Source organism: Luteitalea sp. (assembly GCF_022842525.1).
GTDB lineage: Bacteria > Acidobacteriota > Vicinamibacteria > Vicinamibacterales > Vicinamibacteraceae > Luteitalea.
In genome coordinates, this window is the sequence record NZ_JALHPM010000117.1 from 1 (window position 1) to 21,801 (window position 21,801).

Genomic DNA, 21,801 nt, shown 5'->3' on the forward strand with positions numbered 1-21,801 from the left:
ACCTGCGCCTGGGGCTTCGTCGGGGCGTACAGCTGAGCCTTGGGCCCCGGCGACTTCGCGAGATGGCCCTTGCCTTCGAGCAGGTTCATCATCGTCTGCACCGTCGTGTAGGCGATGTCGCGTCGCGTGCGCAGGTCTTCGTACACGTCGCGGACGGTCGCCTTGCCGAGAGGCCACACGACTTTCATGATTTCCAGTTCCTGGGGGGTGAGGCCGGGCGCCCGCTTACGCATACTAATTACTTAGTATTACACACGTGCGTATGTCAAGCAGCAGGCGCCCGCTACGCCGGACCGCTTTCACAGACGAGCCGGTGCCGCCCGTCTCTGGGCCGCAGCTGAATCCAGAATCGCTGTTACGATGCCCCCACAATGAGCCTCGACATCTGGACTGCGATCCGGGGCCTCACCCGTGATCGCGCTGTCTCGGTCCTCGCGATCGTCCTCTTGGCGACGACACTCGGCACGACGGCGGGAATCTACGCCGTGGTGAACGCCGTACTGCTGCGGCCCCTGCCCTTCGCCAACCAGGACCGCATCGTACTTCTCTGGCAACGCGACATCGCCAGCCACGCGCCGGTGATCGAGGTGGCACTGGGTGAAGCTGAGCGATGGCGCCGGGACGCACACAACGCGCTCGACGACGTGGCGGTGTTCAGCTCCGTGAACTGGACGCTTGCGATCGGTGAGGAGCATGAACCGAAACAGCGCGTCCCGTACGCCAGCGTGTCAGGTCGGTTCTTCAATGTCGTGGGCGCCCAACCAGCCCTTGGACGCACGCTCGATGCGGATGACCAGGTGGGCGTCGGCCCACGCGTCGCCGTGCTCAGTGACGCCCTCTGGCGTGAGCGCTTCGACCGCGATCCCGGAGTGGTTGGCGCCACGCTGCGGGCACAAGATCTCGGCCTCTCGCCGGCCGATGCGCCACCTGACGTCATCGAGATTGTCGGTGTCATGCCGGCCGAGTTCGACTTCCCCCGCGGCGCACGCCTCTGGTTGCCGGCGGCCCCCTTGCTTCGTGCCGCTGCGCGGGGGGCGACCGATCCCTCGGAGGAGGCCTGGACTCTCGCGAGGCTGCGCGTGTTCTACGCGCTTGGGCGCCTTCGGACGGGCGTCACGCCATCCGTTGCGGCGCAGGTGGTCACTGAGGCCATCCGACGCGGCGATGGCACAAGTCGCAACGCCGACGCAGTGATCACGCCGGTGCTGGACTGGGTGACCGGACCGGCTCAGCCGGCGTTATGGGTGATGCAGGTGGGCGCCGCACTCATGCTGCTGCTCGCATGCAGCAGCGTCGCAGGCTTGCTGGTGTTTCGCGCTGCCCGGCAGGATCGCGCTCTCGCCATGCACCTGGCGCTCGGCGCGAGCCGCTCCACACTGCTGACACGGGCACTTGTAGAATGCGTGCTCCTCACAGTCACGAGCGGGGTGGCAGCGCTGGCGGTGGCGTGGGCCGTCGTTCGCACGCTGGTCCTCGTTGCGCCACTGGACGTGCCGCGCCTCGACACGACCACGGTCGATGCGTCCGTGCTCACGGCGCTGACAGCGATGGTTGGTGTCGTCACGATCCTCACGGCTCTATGGCCGGCATGGTTTGTGGGACGCGTCACGCCTGGGCCCACGCTCACGACCGGCGCTCGAACGGCAATGCACCCAAGAGAGCGGCGGTGGCAGCGGCTGGTGGTGGGTTGGCAGGTCGCGCTGGCGATCGTCGTCCTGACGGGTGCACTCCTCTTCGTCCGCAGCGTCGTCGCACTCGACAGCACGGCCCTCGGCTTCCAATCACGAGGCCTGACCGCCATCGAAGTCGAACCCTCGACGCAGGATGCTGGTGCGTGGGACCGGTTCTACGATGCCTTGATCGCTCGGTCGCAGGCCATCCCAGGAGTCCGAGAGGTGGGGGCCGTCTACGTGAAGCCACTCAGTGGTGCCATCGGCATGGACGGGAGACCCGTCCTCTTCGGCCAAGAGGGCTTGGGTCCGGACGCGCCGTGGCGCGCCAACCCGTTGGCGAACATCCAAGCGGTGACGCCGGGCTACTTCGCCACGTTGGGCACGCGACTGATTGGCGGACGTGATTTTGCGGCAACGGATCGCGCGGGCGCCGAGGACGCCGTCATCGTGAGTGCGTCAGCGGCCGCGCGTTACTGGCCGGGCCGCGATCCCATCGGCCAACGGCTCGTCGTCCCAACCCAGCGAGGTGTCGGACCGCCGAACCAGTTCCGTTGGATGCGTGTCGTCGGCGTGGTGGAGGACGTCCGCTATCGAGGGGTGACCGATCCACGGCTTGATGTCTACCTCTCGGCTGCGCAGTCGACCATGCGGGTCAAGCACCTCATGGTCCGCACCGATCCCAGCACCGAGGTGCCCGTCGCGGCATTACGAGCTCTCGTCCGCGAACTCGATCCGGCGGCCCACGTCGGCGCCGTCGTCGCGATGGGCGACGCCATAGCCAGGGAGACCGGGCCCTGGCGCTTCGCCATGCGCGTCATGCTCGGATTCGGCAGCCTGGCCGCCGGACTCGCGGCCATCGGCTTGGCGGCCATGGTGTCCCTGGCTGTGACCCTCCGCCGGCGTGAGTTTGGAATTCGAGCGGCGCTCGGCGCGAGCCCCGCGCGTCTGCGTTGGGATGCGGTTCGCGATGCCGTGGCAGTCCTGACCATGGCGGTGGCGGCCGGGATGCTGGCGGCGCTGGCGATGGGCCGGCTGGTTGCCTCGATGCTGGTGGGGACGTCTGCGCACGACCCACTGTCGCTCGCTGGCGCGGGCACGGTCGCGGTCGTGCTCGGCATTGCGGCGACGCTCGGGCCCGCAGGGCGTGCGGCCCGAAGCGACCCGGCCGAGGCACTGAGGCAGTAGGCCGCCGGTGCGACGCACTGCGGACTGAACTCGACTATGACAGCTCACGAGCGTTGTCTGGACAAGCCACGGCCCGGGCCGTTTTCCGAGAGCCGCAGGCGACACGATTGATGTGCCCACGTGTCGCGAGTGGTGGCGACGTGGCGCGTCGGCGGAGCGCGGAGACATAAGCATGGGCTGGCTGACCGACGTTCGCTTCGCGCTGGCGGTTCTGCGCAACCGCCCGACCGTGCCGTTGCTGACAGCCAGCTTGCTCGCACTGAGCGTCGGGATGGCCGGAGGCCTCTGGGCCGTTGTCGATGCGGTAGCCCTGCGGCCGCTCCCCTATCCCGAGGCTCACCAGCTCGTGGCCGTGATGGAGAGCCACCCGGAGCGCGGCCTCATGTCGGTCACGGCCGCCAACTTCTTGGACTGGTCGGGGCGAGTACGGGCGCTCCCGCACGTCGTCGGACTCGGGCAAGTCGAGGGCAGCCTCGCTGGCCCGCGTGAACCGGTGCGGGTCGTCGGCACGAAGGTGACTGAGGCGTTCTTCGACGTGATGGGCGTCGTCCCCGCGAGAGGGCGCGCCTTCGGCGCCGGTGACTTCCGGGGCGATGGTCGCGTCGTCATCATCTCCGACGGGTTGTGGGAGCGGCAGTTCAATCGCCGGCCCGACATGCTGGGCTCTACGGTCCTCTTCGACGGCGTGACCCACACACTCGTCGCGGTTATGCCTCGCTCGTTCAAGACCATCGGCAAGTCCGACGTGTGGCTGCCGTGGATCATGACCGAGCCGGAACGCGCCGAGCGTCGATTCCACATGGTCGGCGTCATGGCCCGATTGGGTGAGGGGCTCACCGCCGTCGACGCCGAGCGCGAGTTGCAGTCGCTGTATCGGCAGCTGGCCGCCGACCATCCGGACACCACTGACCGTTGGAAGGCGCGAGTCGTCCCGTTACGCGAGCTGATGCTTGGCGACTCGCGCGGTGCCCTGCAGGCGCTTGGTGCGGCTGTCTTGGCACTGCTCGCGGTCGCCGGCATCAACCTGGTCGGGCTGACCCTGGCGTGGATGCGTGCCCGCAGGCCCGAACTGATGGTTCGCATGGCGCTTGGCGCCTCGGCCGGACGCGTGGCTCGACAATTCATGGCCGAGGCGGGCGTCTGGGCGCTGGCTGGAATCGTGGGCGGCATCTGGCTCGCCGGCGTGTTCGTGCGCCTGTTTGGCGCCGTCGGTGTGTCGCCGTCGCTCGAGTACGACTTCGAGCCTCGTATCGACGTCCGCGTCGTATGTGTCATGGCCGGCTTGCTCGCCCTCCTCGCGCTCACCACGACGGCCGTGCCGACGTGGCTGACGACGCGGCGCGCCAGCCGCCTCGTGACCAGCCGGGGTGCGGCGTCGGAGCGTTGGGGACATCGACTGGCGTTGGGGCTCCAGGTCGCGCTCTCTCTTGTGCTGCTGTGCACCGCGGCGGCGGTGCTCAGCGGCTTCCGCCGTGCGCTCGACGTCGCGGCCCCGCCCAGCGCCAGCGTGCTGGCGATCGATATCTCACTCGCAGACACACGCTACCGAGAGGAACCGTCGCAGGCGCAGTACTTCGAGCGTCTGCTGACGGCGCTTGCCGCGCGTCCCGAGATCACCAGGGCGGCCGCCGCCAGCTACGTCCCTCCTGGACGCATCTACGGCAACGTGCGGTTCTCGATCGACGGCCAGGGAGAGCCAACGGACGCGCAGACGACGCTCGTGAGCGCCATCGATTCGCGGGCGCTCCCCGTGCTTGGCATCAGTGTTCAGCGTGGACGGGCGATCGAGGACCGCGACGGGGTTAGCGCGCCACGCGTCGCCGTGATCAGCGCGGCACTGTCGCGTCGCTACTGGCGCAACGCCGATCCCATCGGCCATCAGGTCGTCCTCGCGGGTGACCCGACACCCCTCACGATTGTTGGGGTCGTGGATGACGCGCGCCAACCACTCGCGACCGACGCACGCGCCGAGTCGGTGTTGTACGTCTCCTATCGCCAGGTGCCATGGCCCTTCATGACGGTGCTCGTCGACCCGGCAGGCGACACCGCTCCCGCATTGGCGGCACTGCGGGAGGAGGCGGGACGCCTCGATCCCGCACAGGCGCTCTCGGCGGCTCGCCCGGTGGACGAGATTCGGAATGAATGGATGACCCAACCACGGCTTCGGTCGCGGATCATCACCGTGTTCGGCGCCGCCGCCCTGCTGCTGACCGTCGTAGGACTCTGGGCGCGCGTGTCCTGGGGCGTCGCATCTCGCGCGAGGGAATGGGCCATCCGGCAAGCCGTTGGCGCGCAGCCGCATGACGTCGTGCTGGCCGCCGTGCGGGAGATGCTGCTGGTGGTCATCGTCGGGGTGGCTGTGGGCGTGGCGTTGCTGCCTGTCAGCGACGCGGCCGTTCGCGCGACGATCGCCGGCCTTCCGTCGCCCGATTCCCGCGTCGTCGTCCTGACAGTCGTGCTGTTCGCTGCATGCGCGATCGCAAGCGCGTACCTGCCGGCGCGACGGGCGGGCCGCGTCGATCCGGCGTCGGCGCTACGCGCTGAGTAGCGACCTCGCGACGTCCCCCAGTCTGAATATCGCTTCGGCCTAGTTAGAGTCCGGCCACGCCGACGGTGTCGGGCCACGCGGGAATGCTCTCCTTCGGGGCAGTCAGCCGAGGCGCAAGAAGTCAGCCCCGATGGGCGTTCTTATGAGTGAGCGGCGGGAGCCGTCACGCCGGAGGTGTGTTTGGCGGAGAGGGTGGGATTCGTATCTACTCGCAGATCAGATCACTGAGAACGGCGCGAAACACTGAGCTATTGAGTCGATAGAAACCACAGAATCCTCTGGTGGCCGTACAAAACTCGTACGCACGATTCAACGCCGTAGTACTCTCGGACCATGCCTCAAGGGGCCCTCGCGCTATACCGCCGGCACCTGGCCACGTGCTCCCATTCCAGCAAGGGTAACCAGTGGACCCGGTGCCAATGCCCGATCTGGGTCCAAGGGTCGATCGGCGGCGAGGCCATCCGCCGGAGCATGAACACGACCAACTGGACGGCGGCGTCGACCAGCGTCCATCAGTGGCAGTCCACGGGCCGTATCGGCGTCCTCAAACCCGAGCTTCCCAGCTTGGCAGAGGCCATCCAGAAGTTCCTCAAGGAGGCGGAAACGCGAAACCTGGCGGCCACGACCATCAAGAAGCGGCAGGAACTGCTCGAAGGCAAGCTGCTCGCGTACTGCAAGCGCAAGGGATACCGGCAGCTCCGGGATCTGACTGTCGAGCGGCTCCGCGACTTCCGGCACGGTTGGACGTATTCCCCACTCTCCGCGGCCAAGCGGCTGGAGTACCTGCGAGCGTTCTGTCGCTTCTGCGTGGACTCCGGCTGGATGGAGCGGAACCCGGCGGCGGCGCTGAAGCCAACGAAGGTCTCGCATCGTCCGACCCTTCCGTACTCCGACGAAGAAGTCGACCGGCTCCTGAAGGCGGCTCAGGGGATGATCACATTCGGGCGCTACGGTCCGCGCATCGAGCCGATGATCCTCCTGTTGCGGTACTCCGGCCTCCGAATTCAGGATGCCGCCTGCCTTGAACGGAAACGCCTGACGGACGACAGGATCTTTCTCTATCAACAGAAGACGGGAACACCAGTCTACTGTCCGCTCCCACAGGACGTCGTGAGGAAGCTGTCGTCGGTCACCAACAACAACGACCGCTACTTCTTCTACGACGGGAGCAGTCAGCCCGAGAGCATGGTCAAGAGCTGGGACCGCGTCTTCAAGAAGGTCGCAGAGAACGCTGAACCGCCGGTGGCCAATTGTCACCCGCATCGCTTTCGCGACACGTTCGCGGTGTCGCTGCTTCTCAAGGGCGTCACGCTCGACAGCGTTTCCAAGCTGCTGGGACACAGCTCCATCAAGATCACGGAGCGACACTACGCGCCGTGGGTCAAGGCAAGGCAGGACCACCTCGAAAGCGAGGTGCGAAAGATTTGGTCGTGACGCCAGGGCTGCGTCAGGAACCGTGTGGGATCCCGGTTTGACACCCCGTTGGCCGTGGAGCATCCTAGACACGTTGTGGGACGGTTCCGGCGTGCTCTCGCCTTCGCGCTGCCCCTGACGCTCCTTGGCGCCAATGGCGCCCTGTGCGCCGGGTGGGCAGCCACTCCCGAAGCCCGAATGGAGTGCTGCGCCGACGCCGACTGCCCAATGCACAAGGGCAGCACCGAGAAGTCCCCATCAGAACATGTCCTGACCCAAGCGGAAGCGGACGCGTGCTGTGCGGTGTCCGAGCAGAAGCAGTCGGACTCACCGAACCCAACTACCGTTGTCGTCCTGGCCGCACCTGTAATGGAAGCCGGCGTCGTCGTTGCGCCGAGTCTCCCCGCACGACTCCTCAGCGAGAAGTGGCGACCAGACGCTCCAAGCGTCGTCCCACCTGTTCCCCGCCACATCCTGCTGTCCGTCTTCCTCGTTTAGCCACTGACAGTCGTCGTGTCTCTGCTCGGACCTCACGTCCGGGCACCGTAGATGCGCGCGCGCGAGCGCGCGAGATGACGAGTGTCGTGGCCCATGATCAATCGCCTCATTGACGTTGCACTGAAGCACCGTTTCATCGTGATCGCGCTGTACCTCGGCCTGGCTGGCTGGGGCTGGTGGGCACTGCGAGCCACCCCCATCGATGCGATCCCGGACCTCTCCGACAACCAGGTGATCGTCTTCACCGACTGGCCTGGGCACAGCCCTCAGGAGGTCGAAGACCAGGTCACCTATCCCCTCACCACCAACCTGCAGGGCCTGGCTGGCGTTCGCGTGGTCCGGTCGCAGTCGGCCTTTGGCTTCTCCATGGTGTACGTCGTCTTCGAAGACGAAGTCGACCTGTACTTCGCGCGGACGCGCGTCCTCGAGCGCATGAGCCTGGTGGCGAAGTCCTTGCCAGCCGGCGTCGTGCCCACACTCGGCCCCGATGCCACTGGTGTCGGTCACGTGTTCTGGTACACCGTCGAGAGCCCCAGCCACTCGCTGCGCGACTTGCGCACGCTGCAGGACTGGTTCATCCGCTATCAGCTGAACGCCGTGCCGGGCGTGGCGGAAGTCGCGTCGGTGGGCGGGCACGTGCAGCAATACCAGGTCGACGTCGACCCCAATCGCTTGCGGACCTACAACCTGCCGCTGAGCGCCGTCGTGTCGGCGGTACGAGACAGCAACTTGAACGTCGGCGGCAACGTCCTCGAGTCGAACGGCGCCTGGCTGATCGTCCGAGGCATCGGTCTCATCGAGTCGGTCGACGACGTGAAGCGCATCGTGGTCGGGGCCTCCAACGGCGTGCCCGTGTACGTCGACCAGGTCGCTGACGTCCAGGTCGGCGATGCCTTCCGCGTGGCATCACTGGTCAAAGGCACCACCGAAGCTGTCGGCGGCGTCGTCGTAGCCCGAACGGGAGTCAACACCAAACAGGTGATCGACGCCGTCAAGGCACGGATCGCGCAGATTGAGCCCGGCCTGCCCCCCGGCGTCTCCATCGTCCCGTTCTACGACCGGTCGGAGCTCATCGAGCAGTCCGTCGACACGCTGCGGACGGCGCTTCTCGAAGAGATCGCACTCGTGACGCTTGCGCACGTCGTGTTCCTGATGCACTTCCGGTCGATCTTGATCGTGACCATCCCGCTGCCCCTCGCGGTGCTCATGTCGTTCCTCGGCATGTACTACGCGGGCATCTCGTCGAACATCATGAGCCTGGCCGGGATCGCCATCGCGATCGGCGTGCTCGTTGACGCCGGCATCGTCGTCACCGAGAACGCCTTCCGCTACGTCGAGCAGCGCAACGTCGATCCGCGCGATCGAGGGCGCGTGTGGGAGACCGTCCGCGACTCCACGCGGCTCGTTGGACGGCCCGTCTTCTTCTCGATGGCCATCATCCTGCTCGCCTTCATCCCCGTGTTCGCACTGACGGGGCAAGAGGGCAAGCTCTTCCACCCCTTGGCGTTCACCAAGACCCTCGCGGTCCTCGCGGCCACCGTGATTGCGGTCACGCTCGTGCCGGTGCTTTGTTCGCTGCTGCTCGGCGGCCGATTCCACGCGGAAGAGGCCAATCCAGTCATGCGAGGCCTGCGTCGCCTCTACGAGCCCGTGCTCCATTTGGCCCTGGCACACCGCCTCTCGACAATCGCCATCGCTGTGCTCTTGTTCACGGGCGCATTGTTTCTGGCCCGCGGCATCGGCAGTGAGTTCATGCCCGCCCTGAACGAGGGGGACCTCATGTTCATGCCGATCGCCGACCCGAGCATCTCCCTGGAGGAGAACACGGAGATCGCCAAGACGCAGAACGCAGCGCTGATGACGTTCCCGGAGGTGGCGTACGTGGTGGCGAAGGTCGCGAGGGCGGACACGTCCACCGATCCGGCGCCGCTGAACATGACGGAAACCATCGTGCACTTGAAGCCGAAGCCGGAATGGCGCGACGGGATGACGCTCGACAGACTGCGCGCCGAGATGAGTCAGGCCGTACAGCTACCTGGCGTCTCGAACATCTGGACGATGCCCATCATCAATCGCATCGATATGTTGACGACCGGCATTCGGTCGGAGGTAGGGGTCAAGATCTTCGGTACCGATCTCGCCGTGCTCGAGGATCTCGCGCGCCGGGTGGCCGATGCGGTCCGCCGCGTGCCGGGCGCCAGCAACGTGTATCCCGAGCAGGTCACAAGCGGTCAATACCTCAACATCGGGGTGAAGCGGGCCACAGCGGCACGGTATGGCGTTGGCGTCGGCGACATTCAACAGGTCGTCGAAACCGCCATCGGCGAAACCGCGCTCACCACGACGATCGAAGGGCGACGGAGGTTCCCGGTACGCGTCCGGTATGCCCCGAAGTACCGCGGCGATCCGCAAGCACTCGGACAAGTCCTCGTCGCGACGCCGGGCGGTGCGCAGGTGCCTCTCTCAGAGGTCGCCGACATCGAGCACGCGCGCGGCCCCGCCATGATCTCGTCCGAGAACGGACTCCTGCTGGCGACGGTCCTGCTGAACGTGCAGGACAGGGACGTCGGGGGGTTCGTCGAGGAGGCGCGAGCTGTGGTCGCGCGCGACGTGCCGCTGCCGGCCGGGTACTACGTGGGTTGGAGCGGGCGATGGGAGAACCAGGAGCGAGCGCGGGCTCGCCTTCAGGTGGTGCTGCCCATCGTCCTGCTCGTCATCTTCGTGCTCCTCTACTTCACCTATCGCTCGGTGCTCGAAGCCGCGCATGTCTTGCTGGCGGTGCCGTTCGCGCTGACCGGCGGCGTCTACCTGCTGTGGCTGCTCGGCTACAACTTTTCGGTGGCCGTGTGGGTCGGGTTCATCGCGCTGTTTGGCACCGCCGTTCAGACCGGCGTGGTGATGGTGATCTATCTGGAAGAGGCGGTGGAGCGAAAGCGACATGAACTTGGCGGCACGCTTTCGCGTGCTGGCCTTCGAGAGGCGGTCATCGAAGGCGCCTTGCTCCGCCTGCGGCCGAAGGTGATGACGGTGTCCACGGTCATCGCGGGCCTTCTTCCCATCATGTGGAGCACTCGTGCCGGCGCTGAGGTGATGAAGCCACTCGCCACGCCTGTGCTCGGCGGCATGGCTTCATCGCTCCTGCACGTGCTCATCGTGACGCCGGTCATCTTCTTCTGGATTCGGGAACGACGATTGGGCCTGCAGCACGAAGCCATTCCGCAGCCGGAGCGACGAGGTGTGAACAGGCGAGGATTCCTGATGGGGGCAGGCGCGATCGCGATGGCCGGAGTCATCGCCGTGCTGGTGTGGAAGGCATCCGCACCGACAGGCGATGGAGCGACCGCGGACGACGCCGGTGTGATCCAGACGGTACGAGCCGGCGATCTCGATGTGGTGTTGCTGGCGCCGACGGGCTCGCTGCACCAGGGACGCAATGCCTTCACCATCGAGTTCCGACGCGCCGGGACAGCGACGCTGGTCGACGCTGGGACCGTCCGCGCAAGCGCCAACATGCCGATGCCGGGCATGGTGATGTCGGGCGGGTTGCAGGTGACCCCAACAGACGTTCCCGGCCGATACTCCGCGACCGCCGAGTTCGGCATGGCGGGGGCATGGCAGATGGCCATCGAGTGGAACGGCCCGGCCGGTGCGGGTTCGGTGAACTTCGAAGGAGGCGTGCAATGAACACGCACACAATCACAGGCGTCCTCATTGTCACGCTCCTCGCAGGCACCTCAGCGTTGGCGCAAACACCGACGGCGACGTCATCGCCCGCCGAGCGCTTGCTCGATCCAGTGAACGGCCTCTCGCTCGAGCAGGCCATCGCCCTGGCCCTCGAACGCGAGCCCTCTCTGCAAGCCGTACGGAGCCAGATTGACGTGGCGGAGGCGATGAAGCTGCAGGCGTCGCTGAGGCCCAACCCGTCCGTCTCCGTCGAACGACGCGAGGAGCCCGCCGGAACCGACAACCTGACCACAATCGGCGTGCAGTGGCCGCTCGACCTCTTCCGGAAGAGCAGCCGTGTGGCGGTGGCCGAAGGCGAGGTCTCGATCGCGAGGCTGGCCGCCGCCGACAGCGAGCGACTCCTTCGCGCGGAGGTTCGTGCGAAGTACGGGGAGCTAGCCGTCGCGACTCGTGACCTTGCGCTGCTCGACGAGATCATCGGTGCCACGCGCCGGCAGTATGAGCTGCTTCGCTCACGTGCCGACGAGGGGGCATCGCCCCCGCTGGAGCGAGACCTCCTGGATGTGGAGTTGCGACGACTGGAGTCCGAACGCTTGCTCCAGCTCGCACGGACCGACGCCGCGTCGTTCGAGCTGAGGCGCATCCTCGGCTTGACTGCCGGTGCTGCCCTCACCATCCGAGAGACGCTCGACCACTTGGTCCAGCGTGACCAGGTGTCAGCCCCATCTGGCCTGACCCTGTCCGAGGCAGCCGAGCAGCGAGCCGATGTGCGTGAGGCGGCCAACCGCATCGATGTCGCAGAGGCCAAAGTCGCGCGAGCCGAAGATGTCGGCCGTTTCGATGTCAGCCTGTTCGGAAGCTACATGCGGATGGACGCGGGGTTTGCGCAGCGGGGCTTTGCCGCAGACGGAACGCTGACCCGCATCCGAGGGGTCTTTCACTACGTCTCGGCGGGAGCCATGGTTACGCTGCCGCTGCTCGACCGCAATCAGGGCGCCGTCGCCGCCGCTCGCGCCGAGCGGGCAGGCGCGGCCGCTGCACATGAGGCCGCCAAGCTGTCTGCGGAAGCGGAGCTGGCCTCGGCGCGCTCGCGCTACGCGCACGCTCAACAGGCAGTGCAGGTCTACTCCGATAGGGCGCGGACGCTGGCACGCCAGAACTTGTCGGTCGTCAGTCAGAGCTACGAGTTGGGACGCCTCACGGTGTTCGACGTGATGAGTGAACAGCGGCGATACCTGGACGTCGAGCGTGCGTACACGCAGACGCTGAGACAAGCGTACGAGGCACGGACTGCGCTCGATCGAGCGCTCGGAGAACGCCGATGACTGGTGAATCACGACTGTCGTTGAATCGGAATGTTGCGGCGCTCGCCGCCCTTGGCCTTCTCTTGTCGGGCGCCGGGGCTGCCTACGTGGGACTTCGGCTCGGCCGCGCGGGCGGCGACAGTGGACCCGCGATGCCTGCAGGTGCCGCCGACCGCTCAGCACCAGCTGCCGTCTCCGGTAGCGGGGCCGCGTCTGACACGACGGCGGCCGATGCACCGCTGCCCGATGTGCAGGTGACGCTTTCCGAAGACGCCACTCAACGGGCAGGGATCGTGGTCGAGCCGGTCGCACGTGGTACGTCCAGTCTCGAGCTACGCCTGCCGGCGGTCGTGGAGCCAAATGCCTATCGGCAGGTGATCGTCACGCCGCTCGTGGGCGGACGGGTGACGCATGTGTCAGCCGAGCTCGGCGATCGCGTACGGCGCGGCGAGACGATGGCCCGAATCTACAGTCCGCCTCTGGCCGAAGCCCAGACGCGATACGTGTCGGTGCGCGCGATGCTCGAGGCTCACGACCGCGAGCTTCAGCGAACGCAGAAGCTGGTCGAGATCGGTTCGGCCAGCCGGCAGGAGCTTGAGCGCATTCATGCCGAACACGCCGCACAGACAGCCGCGGTTCAAGCGGCGCGAGCTGAACTCGATCTTCTGGGACTGCCAGCGTCCGCCATTGCCGCGCTCGACTCCGGAAACGCTGTTGACGCCACCAGCCACGTGCCAGCTCCGCTCGATGGCGTGGTCACCGAGAGAACAGCGAACATCGGCCTGAACGTCGATCCGGCGACCGAGTTGTTCACCGTGATCGACCTCGCATCGGTCTGGGTGGTGGGGGAGGTCTACGAGCGCGACTTCTCCCGTGTGCGCGTGGGCAGTCCAGCCGTGGTGACAACGCCCGCCTATCCGGATCTTACGCTTCGTGGCCGGGTCAGCTACATCGATCCGCAAGTGAGCTCAGCGACGCGCACCGCCAAGCTGCGAGTCGAGGTGCCCAACCCTCGGGGCGATTTGCGACTGGGCATGTATGCCGACGTCGCGATTGCTGCAGACTCTGCATCACCATCGGCGCTAGTGCCTCGAACCGCTGTCCAGAACGTTGGGAGCCGGACGGTTGTGTACCTGGCGAATGCCAATGAGCCCGGCCGCTTCCTTGAACGCGAGGTCAGCCTCGGCACCGGGTCAGGCGACCGCGTCGAAGTCACGGCCGGTGTTCAGCCAGGCGATCTGGTCGTGACCGACGGGAGCTTTGCCCTGCGCGCAGAGCGCGAGCGCCTCGGGTTGCGGCCAGGTTCAACGGCCGCCTCGGCACCCCCAGCGCCGGCGGCAAGAACGGGTCAGGGTGCGGACGCGGTTCAGTCGGCGCGCGTGGCCGTCACGGAGCAGGGTTTCGAGCCAGCGAGGGTCACCCTTCAGGCTGGCGTTCCCGCCCGGCTCATCATCACCAGGACGACGGACAACACCTGCGGCACCGAGGTGGTGGTTCCGTCTCTCGGCGTCAAGCGGACACTGCCACTCAATACTCCCGTGACGATTGAGTTCACGCCGGCCAAGGCCGGGGATATTACCTTCTCGTGTGGGATGAACATGCTCAAGGGGGTCGTCGTCGTGCAGTGACGGCGGGACGCTCGATGCGTGGTTTACTGCGGCCCGCTGGATGTTACATGTCATGTGAGCAACCATCCCAGACCGTATGCGGTGAAGGCGCCGACGCCGTAGAGCGCGACCGATGTCCACAGCATCACGCGGGTGAACCGCTCCGCAGGTCCACAGGGAGTGCCACCGTCGTCGGATGGACACGTCCGATGTGCGGCGCGCAGGCGCGGCGTCAGACCATAGACGTAAACAACGTTCAAGGCGATCAGCAGCCCCGCGCCCGCAAACACCCACCCCTTGTGCTGTGACATGGTGACCAACCAGGGAGCTGCGCTCAGCAGCGACGCCACGGTCGCTCCCAGGCCGACCAGCACCAACAGCGATGGCAGCGCACAGCAGACGAGCGTTCCGGCGGACGTGAACAACGACACCCATCCCAGCATGCGGCTGCTTGTGCGTTCGAGCGACGGCGCCGAGAGGGCCGATCGGGGTTGCCCGCTAGCGTGTGACTGGCTTGACACTTGTCACCTGCAACACCGGCGGGTCCTTTGGATCTTTCCCGACCGAGATCGTGCCGTCCACGATGATCGGACGGCTGCCAGCCGTCCGAATCTGCTGCTCGAGCGCAGGCGTTCCGCGAACGTCGTATTCGTCCTGAGTGCCGGTCACTCTTAGCCGCAAAGGATTGCCTGAAACGATTTCGGCGGTCGCTGTGACACGGGCCTCACGCGGCGTGAAGCCATTCCGGCGGACGCTCTCCCGGATCTGCCCGAGCGTCAACGTGTTCTCGGGCCTCAGTGCCAGCACGGCGCGCCCTTCGTTGAGCTTCACCGTTGCGGACTCGACACCCGGCAGCTTCTCCATGGTCACGCGCACGGCGTGAGCACAGATGGCTCAATCCATACCAAAGATCGACAGATCGATCTGTCGATACTCGGCGCGTGCCTCGGCAGCGCCGAAGAGCGCCGCGGCGAAGAGAGACAAGACGGTTCGTGTACGCATCGTTCGGATCCTCTCAGAAGAAGTAGCTGACGTTGACGGCATATCGGACTGTCTCCCGCTGCAGCCGGGCACCGACATCCCGGTAGACGGGGAACTGGACGCCACCTTCGATGGCGTAGTTCCGGTAAATCCCCAGCGCCGTCGGACCGAGCAGGACTTGGTGCCCACTCGTGCCTGCATGCGCCACGCCCGCTCTACGCAGGTCCGCCGACCGTTCGCCGGTCAGTTCAACGAAGAGGCGCCAGTCCCAGTGGGGATACTCCTTGCGCAGCGAAGGCGGCCGGTACCCCCACACCGCGCTATAGGTGAAGATGTCGGGCCGGCGATCGCCGTCGCGTTCCGCGAACCGCGTATACCCGATGCCAGCCCAGACGTAGTGGCTGCGCGAGGCGACGCCGGTCGCAACGGCCGTATAGAGCCCCGGCGCCCGCTGCAGGTCGCCGGCCATGCCGGCTGGTCGCTGCGGACCGGGCACGATTAGTCCGCCGTAGGCGGTGCTCTCGACCCGCCGACCGACGGCCGTCCCACGTCGATGGAACCGCCACGCCCCGATCGCCTCGAAGTCGCCGCTGCCAGGCATCATCGCGGTTCCCCTCGCAGGGGGAAACGGCGCGGAGGCGAAGACCAGCGGCGCCGACACCGAGAGTTGAATGTCTTCGGTGAAGCCGTACGTCAGCATCGCCCGCGTCATCGCCCCATCCTCGCCGTCGCCGGCCCGGCCCATGACGCCGAAATCGAGCGCCCACGCGCCCTTGGCGTTGGTCGGCGTCGTCAGGCCGAAGACAGGACCGTGACCCGAGGCGAACCCGGATCCCGGCGAGAGGGTCAGGGCCGCCACGCAACACACCGCGGCGGCCCGCCTCGTTCTCATGGCAGAACCCCGGTCTTGAATCCCGCGTCGGCGATTCGCCGGGCGACGGCCGCCGGAGTCGTTCGAGCCGGGTCGTAGACGATCCGGGCATGCCCTTCATCCAAGTGGACGACGGCTTCCTGCACACCCTCCACTTGGAGCGCGATCCGTTCGACCCGGGTGGAACACGCCCCGCAGGCCATCCCGTCGACTTTCAATTGCGCCGCTGCGCCGACGGCGCCTGCGTGGCGCGGGGCGGCAGCTCGCGGCCACACCGCCGCCAGCAGCACAATCGCGACCACGGCCGCGAGCGCGAGCACAGTACTGGTCTGCATCACTGGACCTTCTGCATCTCCTTGCCGCAGCAGCAGCGCGGGTTGAGATCGCCACCCTTCCCTGCGGCGGCTCCCTTCGTCACCTCAATCTCGCACCCACATGCCGGATCGGGGCAGCGATACTTCTCACCTTGTTGAAATGCCATAGGACCTCCTTATCAGTCGTGTAGGAACCACTCGAAACCGGACGCCAGGGCGAACGATGCCACGGCGGCGACGGCGGTGAGCCACTTGTTGAGCGGCCGCGCGCGCAGCCGCACGTTCATCCAGATCGAGGCGCCGACCAGACCGGCGCTGACGACCAGGAACGTCGGACGCTGCGTCGCGAGGGTCTGAGCCATGGCGGCCGAACCGGTGCCTCCGAATGCCAGGAGCGCCGGCAGGACGCAACATGGCCGCGTGAGGAAGCCGGCGCCGGCGGCCAGCGCGGCGACGAGCGCTGCCCGCCCGCTCGAGGGACCGGCGCCGGGCATGTCAGGCATCACCATCTCGCTCCAGGGCCTCGAGGATCGGGCATTCGAGGGCACCATCGCCGCAACAGGCCGAGAGCATCTGCTGCAGCGCCGCGCGCATGGCGGCCAGTTGCCGCATCTTCGACTCGATGTCCGCGACCTTCGCCGTCGCCAGCGCTCGAACCGAGGATTGCCGCGCCGAGCTCACTCGTCGCAGCCGCAAGAGTTGCTCGGCTTCGTCGAGCGTGAAGCCGAGTTCTTGCGCGCGCTTTACGAACCGGACGATTCGTACCGCGTCCTCGGAGTAGCGTCGGTAGCCGGACGCCGTCCGCGGCGGCCGACCGAGCAGCCCGCGGCGCTCGTAGTACCGCAGTGTTTGGATGTTGACGCCAGCCCGCGCCGCCACCTCGCCCGTCTGCATGTGTCGCCTCTTGCCGCAGTATGAACCCTGTACCTTGGTACAAGGTCAAGAGATTGCCGAGGCTGCTGACCCCGTGCGAAAGGGTGGAGAGGGCGAGCGTGCAACGACTTGCCAGGCTGACGCTAGCGAACCTATTCCGCAACTTCGCGGGATTCTTGAAGCGCGAGAGGGCCACGGTCTTGAGCGCCTCCGCCATCGTTGAGAAGACGTGCAACAGGTCGATGAAATCGTGGAGGGTCGCGCGAAAGCGCATCGCCATCGCGGCCTCGTGAATCGCCTCGCCGAAACCATGCCCTACCATGGCGACGCGAGCACTTCGTGCGCGAATCCGTGTCGGCGGTCATTGTGACGATCCCGGGATTCAAGGTCGGCGCTGCGACTCACTGATCCTTCCTGGAATCGACGTCCGCCTTGAAGCCGGACCCGTCCGTGATCGCCTTGGCGATCGCCGACGGCGTCGTCTTGGCCGGGTCGTAGGTCACGTCGGCACGCCCCGTCTTGTGGCTGACGACCACGTCGGTGACGCCGTCGACGCTCTTTGCCGCCATCCGGACGGCTACCTCGCAGCCGGCGCACGTCATGCCGGAGACCTTCAGCCAGCAGGTCTCGGCGCGCGCGGGCTGCTCGGCGACCTGCGCCTGCGGCGTGGCCGCAGGCCGCACGACACCGGCGACGCCGACGCCCGCAAGCATCCCCATGACGGCAAGCATGGGTTTCACAGACATGGGACCTCCTCGCTTTAGATGAACCACCCGACGTAGTAAGGAAACGCCGCCAATAGGACGACGATCGCCGTCGCCACCCACAACAGCTGCTTCGCGCGCCGATTCCGATCGGGCGGACAGACGCCATTCGCGTCACAGGCGGCGGTGTCCGCGGGGCGGCGGTACACGTTGTAGAACGCACCAGCCAGCAGTACTCCCGTCAGCGCGAGCATGAACGGCCGCCACGGTTCGAGCCGGACGGAGGCAGCGCCCAGGGCACCGGCACCCGCCAGCGAGAACACCACCGGACCCAGACAGCAGGCCGACGCCCCCACGGCCGAGATGACGGATGCCACCATTGTCTTCATGAGCGTTTCGACCTCAGGGTTTCAATGACCGGACACTCCGGCTCGGTGCGCCGGGATGTCCGGTCGGTCACTGCCAGCGCACGTTCGCAGTCCTCGAGAAAGCGCGCCAGCGTCTGCTTGAACGCTTCGAGCTCCGTCAGCTTGTTCTGCAGGTCTTCGAGCTTCGCCCGCAGCAGGTCACGCACCTGCCGGCACCGTCGGACGCCGCCGTTGTCCTGATAGCGGACCAGATCGCCCACCTCGTGGAGGGTCAGCCCGAGGGTCTGCGCCTGCTTGATGAAGCGCAACCGGTCCAGCGCCGCTTCGGAATACAGGCGGAAGCCGCCGTCGGTTCGCGGGGCCTCGGGCAACAGGCCCAGGCGCTCGTAATAGCGCAGCGTGTCGGGCGTCACCCCGCCACGGGCTGCGAGCTCGCCGATCTGGTAGCTCTCACCGGCTGTGTTGCGCCTCGCCATGACACTTCACCTTTCGACCGCGGCGGCGGCCGCGACACGCTTCGCCGCTTCGGTCACGTCTCCCAGGCAGCACGCGCCGCGCGGGTTGCGCACCTCGCAGGCACACCGCTGAGCCTTGATATGGGCCCGGACGCGCGCCACCGCCTCGGACGTCCCGGTGCGGTCGATCTCGTTCCGCATGTCGGCCTCGTTCTCGCCGAAGCAGTAGCAGACGGTCCGCGCCCCGAACGGCTCCTTCTGCCACACGGCGACCCGGATGTCGGTGGTGAGGTAGACGTCGCCGTCTGCCGTGAAGTACACGACCCGGCAGTCCGGATCCGGACAGAAGGCGTGCTCCGACAGCGACAACCGCCGCATCGCCGTGTCCCGCAGCAGCGCCTTCACCGTGTCCAGCGGCACGCGCATGCCCCGAGTCTGGCTGTGCGGACAGTGCGGCGCCTCCACGCGCGCCACGGGAGGCTGGCAGCAGCAGTCCGGCGAGTCACCACTCATCGAGTCAGTATCGACCCTGGAGTGTGGTCCAGAGTCAAGCGCGTTCTTCACGGCTGCGTCAATGCTCACGCGGTGCTACACGATCGCCCGCAGCGGCCTCGGAGGCGGGCTCGCTGTGGGCAAACGGCCGGAGCACATCAGCACGTCCAGGACGCTGCTATTGGCGCGTCGGCTCCGACAATCTGTGCTCGTCGTCCGGAACTTCGACGACTGCCTCGCGCATGCCATCAGCCGCAACGAATTGATCACAACGACCATAGTGCTGTACGCAGCAGAACGGCTGCGCCGATTCCCGCCCGGCTCCCTAGCGTCGCCACCCGCAATAGACATCCACGAGGCCGTGAACTTGGCCTCCCGTTTCCGAGCACGGTCGTCAGAAGTCGAACCGTACTCCTCCGTTCAAGACGCGGCCATCGAGCGGCGCCCAGGCATCGACGGTCCAGCGGCCGTCTGGCCCCTGTGACGGCCGAAGCAAGGAGTCCCACCGCGTCTGACGGACGCCCGTGACGTTCTCCGCGTTGATGAACAGGCGGGCGCGCCCAACGCGCCGCTCAGCAAGTACACCGACCACCACGTAGGGCCGAGACTCATCGCGGTACGGGTTGACCTCCAGGCGCTGTCGTCCCGTGTAGTAGATCTCGAGCCCAAGGCGCCCGACATCCTCGGCCTCCCACATGCCGACGAGTCCGGCGCTGTGCCGCGGCGTGAGTTCGGCGTCCTGACGTGCGTCTTCGCGGCCCTCTCGCGACTGCACATACGTGTAGTTCGCGGTGGCTACATATGGGCCGCGGCGCATCGTGGCGAGCAACGCGAGCCCGACATTGGTCGCGCTCGTTGTCTGATTGAAGAGCGCGTACGCGGATTGACGCTCCACTTGCAGCGGGTCGGCGATTCGCGAGCCGAAGAGCGTCGCCGTGATGGTATTCGGCCCGAAGGCCCTCGCCAGGTCCACGGAGGCACTCGTCCCGCGCTCAGCCTTCAGGGGTAGGGGAATGTTCAGCCGCGTAAGGCCGGCGGCTTCTGTCTCTTCTGTCAGCGGCGTCGCTGCGAAGAACCCGCGGCCGACGGAGGCTCGGCTCGTCCATTCGCCTTGTTTCAACAGGACCGAGAACCGCGGGCTGAAGAACGTGCCGTACTCACTGTGTATGTCGATGCGGCCACCAGCAGAGACCGCAAACCAGGGCGTAGCCTGCACGTCGGCCTGGGCGAAGGCTCCAGGGACGTCGAACGTGTAGGCGAACTGAGGGACGTCTCGTGGCGTGAAGGCATCACGTTCATAGGCAAGCCCGGCGACCCACGTCGTGGACGTTCCAGCCGTTCCGCGCACGGCGACTTCCGCAAAGAGGTTGTCGTGACGGTCCCGCTCGATCGTGTCCCCAAATGTGTGCGAGTGCTGTTGCCACGCGGCGGATCCCCGCGCCGTGAGGACATGGCGAGCGCCGACCACCGTCTGCGCCGTGCCGCCGATGTCGAACCGTCGTGTATCAAGGGCCTCGGCATACGCGGTGCCCGTCGCCGGCAGGACAGCACCGTCCACCGTGCCCCCGTCGCGATTCTCCCAGGTGACTCCGGCCGTGAGGAATGCCGAACGACCGCCGCCGCCATCCCAGAACGCCCGTGGGCGAAGAATCCCTCGACGATATCCGGCAAGGTCTGCCCATCCGTCGTCGTCGCGGTCGTTCCGGACCTGCCCATGTCCGCCCGCCAGCAGTGAGCCGCTCCAGCCCTCGCGGGCCGAACTCGAGAGATACACCACGGCGTCCGTCGCACCGAGCGTCGACGCGTTGAACAGCGCATCATAGGTGGGTTCACCACCTGGTCGGCGCGAGAGCAGGTTCACGACACCACCTATCGCACCGGCGCCGTAGAAGGCCGACGCGACGCCCTTAATCACTTCCACCTGTCCAAGGTCCATCGGCGGGATCTGGAGCAGGCCCAGTCCGCCCACCTGCTGACCGAAGAGCGGGAGGCCGTCGGATAGGAAGCGCGTGTATCGCCCTTTCATGCCCTGTACGCGTACGCTGGCGGCGCCGATCGAGGGCGACGTGGACTGTACGCGCAGCCCGCCCATCTCATTGAGCATCATGACGATGTCGCCGGGCGTCATCAGGAGCTTCTCTTCGATCTCTTCACGCCCGATCACTTCGACGCGGGTGGGTTGGTCCTCCAGCCGGCGTCCTGTCCGCGTGCTGGCGACAACGACGACATCCTCCTCAACCTCCGGCTGAGGGACCAGCTCGATCTTGACTGTTGTGACCTGACCCTCGGTGACCTGCACCTCGGCCTTGCTATCGAAGAACCCGGCCTTCGTCGCGACAACCGCCACCGCACCTGGTGTCAGTTCCAGCTGCACGACACCATCCGCGCCGGTCTTGGCCGAGCCTGATCCTGCAGTGACCAACGCCCCTGGCACAGGCTCGCCGTCACTCGACACTTCGACACGGAGCTGCCCGTTGCGCTCCTGGGCGAAGGCCGGCGCAGCCAGCCATGACCACACGACCACCATTATTGAGAACTTGCGCATACACGTCTCCCCCCGTGGCCACCGCGACGGCGCTCAACATTCCTGCCCTTGGTCGGGTCAGGCGAGCTTCGGCGGATGATCGAGCGGGGTGACGTGCGCGGGTAATTCGGGGGAGCTGAGGGCGGTGCCGCTCACGATCGCCAGGGACACCGGTGCGTTTACGCTGATGAATCGGACCGGGTTTGTCGGAGGGCTCTTTCAGAGAGAGGATGGAGCCCATGGCCCGACCGAGCAAGTATCCCGTCGAGTTCCGCGAGCGCGCCGTACGCCTCGTGCACGAGCATGC

The 21,801-nt window shown here is 66.6% G+C and carries 18 protein-coding genes and 1 pseudogene; 6 read left to right on the forward strand and 13 right to left on the reverse strand.

Annotation, left to right across the window (positions count from 1 at the left end):
- The coding region (locus Q0C41_RS20315; RefSeq protein WP_291986839.1) for a BlaI/MecI/CopY family transcriptional regulator at positions 1-233 on the reverse strand (233 nt) is incomplete at its 3' end.
- Between the two features lie 138 nt (positions 234-371).
- Here Q0C41_RS20315 and Q0C41_RS20320 point away from each other — a divergent pair.
- The 6 genes from Q0C41_RS20320 to Q0C41_RS20345 all read left to right on the forward strand — a co-directional run bounded on the left by Q0C41_RS20320 (position 372) and on the right by Q0C41_RS20345 (position 13,933).
- Positions 372-2,858 carry an ABC transporter permease gene (locus tag Q0C41_RS20320; protein ID WP_291986841.1) on the forward strand — a complete coding sequence of 829 codons (2,487 nt, stop codon included), beginning with the start codon at positions 372-374 and terminating at the stop codon, positions 2,856-2,858.
- A 172-nt stretch (positions 2,859-3,030) separates the two neighbouring features.
- A complete protein-coding gene (locus tag Q0C41_RS20325; RefSeq protein ID WP_291986843.1) occupies positions 3,031-5,406 on the forward strand; it encodes an ABC transporter permease in 2,376 nt (791 codons plus the stop codon).
- A gap of 471 nt (positions 5,407-5,877) precedes the next feature.
- Positions 5,878-6,840: a tyrosine-type recombinase/integrase gene (locus Q0C41_RS20330; RefSeq protein ID WP_291986845.1), complete on the forward strand. Its 963-nt coding sequence runs from the start codon at positions 5,878-5,880 to the stop codon at positions 6,838-6,840.
- Positions 6,841-7,410: 570 nt separating this feature from the next.
- Positions 7,411-11,001, forward strand: a complete 3,591-nt coding sequence (locus Q0C41_RS20335) for a CusA/CzcA family heavy metal efflux RND transporter (RefSeq protein ID WP_291986848.1) — start codon at positions 7,411-7,413, stop codon at positions 10,999-11,001.
- A gap of 110 nt (positions 11,002-11,111) precedes the next feature.
- Positions 11,112-12,326, forward strand: coding sequence for a TolC family protein (locus Q0C41_RS20340; protein ID WP_291986850.1), 1,215 nt, complete (start codon positions 11,112-11,114; stop codon positions 12,324-12,326).
- Positions 12,323-13,933: an efflux RND transporter periplasmic adaptor subunit gene (locus Q0C41_RS20345; RefSeq protein ID WP_291986852.1), complete on the forward strand. Its 1,611-nt coding sequence runs from the start codon at positions 12,323-12,325 to the stop codon at positions 13,931-13,933. The genes Q0C41_RS20340 and Q0C41_RS20345 overlap by 4 nt, the downstream gene beginning before the upstream one ends.
- A 50-nt stretch (positions 13,934-13,983) precedes the next feature.
- Here the strand turns inward: Q0C41_RS20345 and Q0C41_RS20350 are convergent, their stop codons facing one another.
- From Q0C41_RS20350 to Q0C41_RS20400, 12 genes and pseudogenes are all read right to left on the reverse strand, one after another.
- Complete coding sequence (locus Q0C41_RS20350) at positions 13,984-14,355, reverse strand: hypothetical protein (RefSeq protein WP_291986854.1); 372 nt, start codon at positions 14,353-14,355, stop codon at positions 13,984-13,986.
- Positions 14,356-14,410: 55 nt separating this feature from the next.
- Complete coding sequence (locus Q0C41_RS20355) at positions 14,411-14,788, reverse strand: hypothetical protein (RefSeq protein WP_367079246.1); 378 nt, start codon at positions 14,786-14,788, stop codon at positions 14,411-14,413.
- A 139-nt stretch (positions 14,789-14,927) separates the two neighbouring features.
- Positions 14,928-15,785, reverse strand: coding sequence for a hypothetical protein (locus tag Q0C41_RS20360; protein WP_291986858.1), 858 nt, complete (start codon positions 15,783-15,785; stop codon positions 14,928-14,930).
- Positions 15,782-16,099, reverse strand: a complete 318-nt coding sequence (locus tag Q0C41_RS20365) for a heavy metal-associated domain-containing protein (protein WP_291986860.1) — start codon at positions 16,097-16,099, stop codon at positions 15,782-15,784. The genes Q0C41_RS20360 and Q0C41_RS20365 overlap by 4 nt, the downstream gene beginning before the upstream one ends.
- A 158-nt stretch (positions 16,100-16,257) precedes the next feature.
- Positions 16,258-16,581, reverse strand: a complete 324-nt coding sequence (locus tag Q0C41_RS20370; protein ID WP_291986861.1) for a hypothetical protein — start codon at positions 16,579-16,581, stop codon at positions 16,258-16,260.
- The gene (locus Q0C41_RS20375) at positions 16,574-16,972 is read right to left on the reverse strand and encodes a heavy metal-responsive transcriptional regulator (protein ID WP_291986863.1); all 399 of its coding nucleotides are present in this window, start codon (positions 16,970-16,972) and stop codon (positions 16,574-16,576) included. The genes Q0C41_RS20370 and Q0C41_RS20375 overlap by 8 nt, the downstream gene beginning before the upstream one ends.
- Before the next feature lie 184 nt (positions 16,973-17,156).
- Positions 17,157-17,273 (reverse strand): annotated as a pseudogene (locus Q0C41_RS31485) (hypothetical protein); the annotation flags it as partial.
- Positions 17,274-17,352: 79 nt separating this feature from the next.
- Positions 17,353-17,697: a cation transporter gene (locus tag Q0C41_RS20380; RefSeq protein WP_291986865.1), complete on the reverse strand. Its 345-nt coding sequence runs from the start codon at positions 17,695-17,697 to the stop codon at positions 17,353-17,355.
- 14 nt (positions 17,698-17,711) lie between these two features.
- Positions 17,712-18,035 carry a mercuric transporter MerT family protein gene (locus tag Q0C41_RS20385; protein ID WP_291986868.1) on the reverse strand — a complete coding sequence of 108 codons (324 nt, stop codon included), beginning with the start codon at positions 18,033-18,035 and terminating at the stop codon, positions 17,712-17,714.
- 5 nt (positions 18,036-18,040) lie between these two features.
- A complete protein-coding gene (locus tag Q0C41_RS20390) occupies positions 18,041-18,499 on the reverse strand; it encodes a heavy metal-responsive transcriptional regulator (RefSeq protein WP_291986870.1) in 459 nt (152 codons plus the stop codon).
- A gap of 6 nt (positions 18,500-18,505) precedes the next feature.
- Positions 18,506-18,991 (reverse strand): hypothetical protein, encoded by a 486-nt coding sequence (locus Q0C41_RS20395; protein WP_291986872.1) that lies wholly within the window; start codon positions 18,989-18,991, stop codon positions 18,506-18,508.
- A gap of 373 nt (positions 18,992-19,364) precedes the next feature.
- Entirely contained in the window at positions 19,365-21,515 is a 2,151-nt protein-coding gene (locus Q0C41_RS20400) for a TonB-dependent receptor (protein WP_291986874.1), read from the reverse strand.
- Positions 21,516-21,801: the final 286 nt, after the last annotated feature.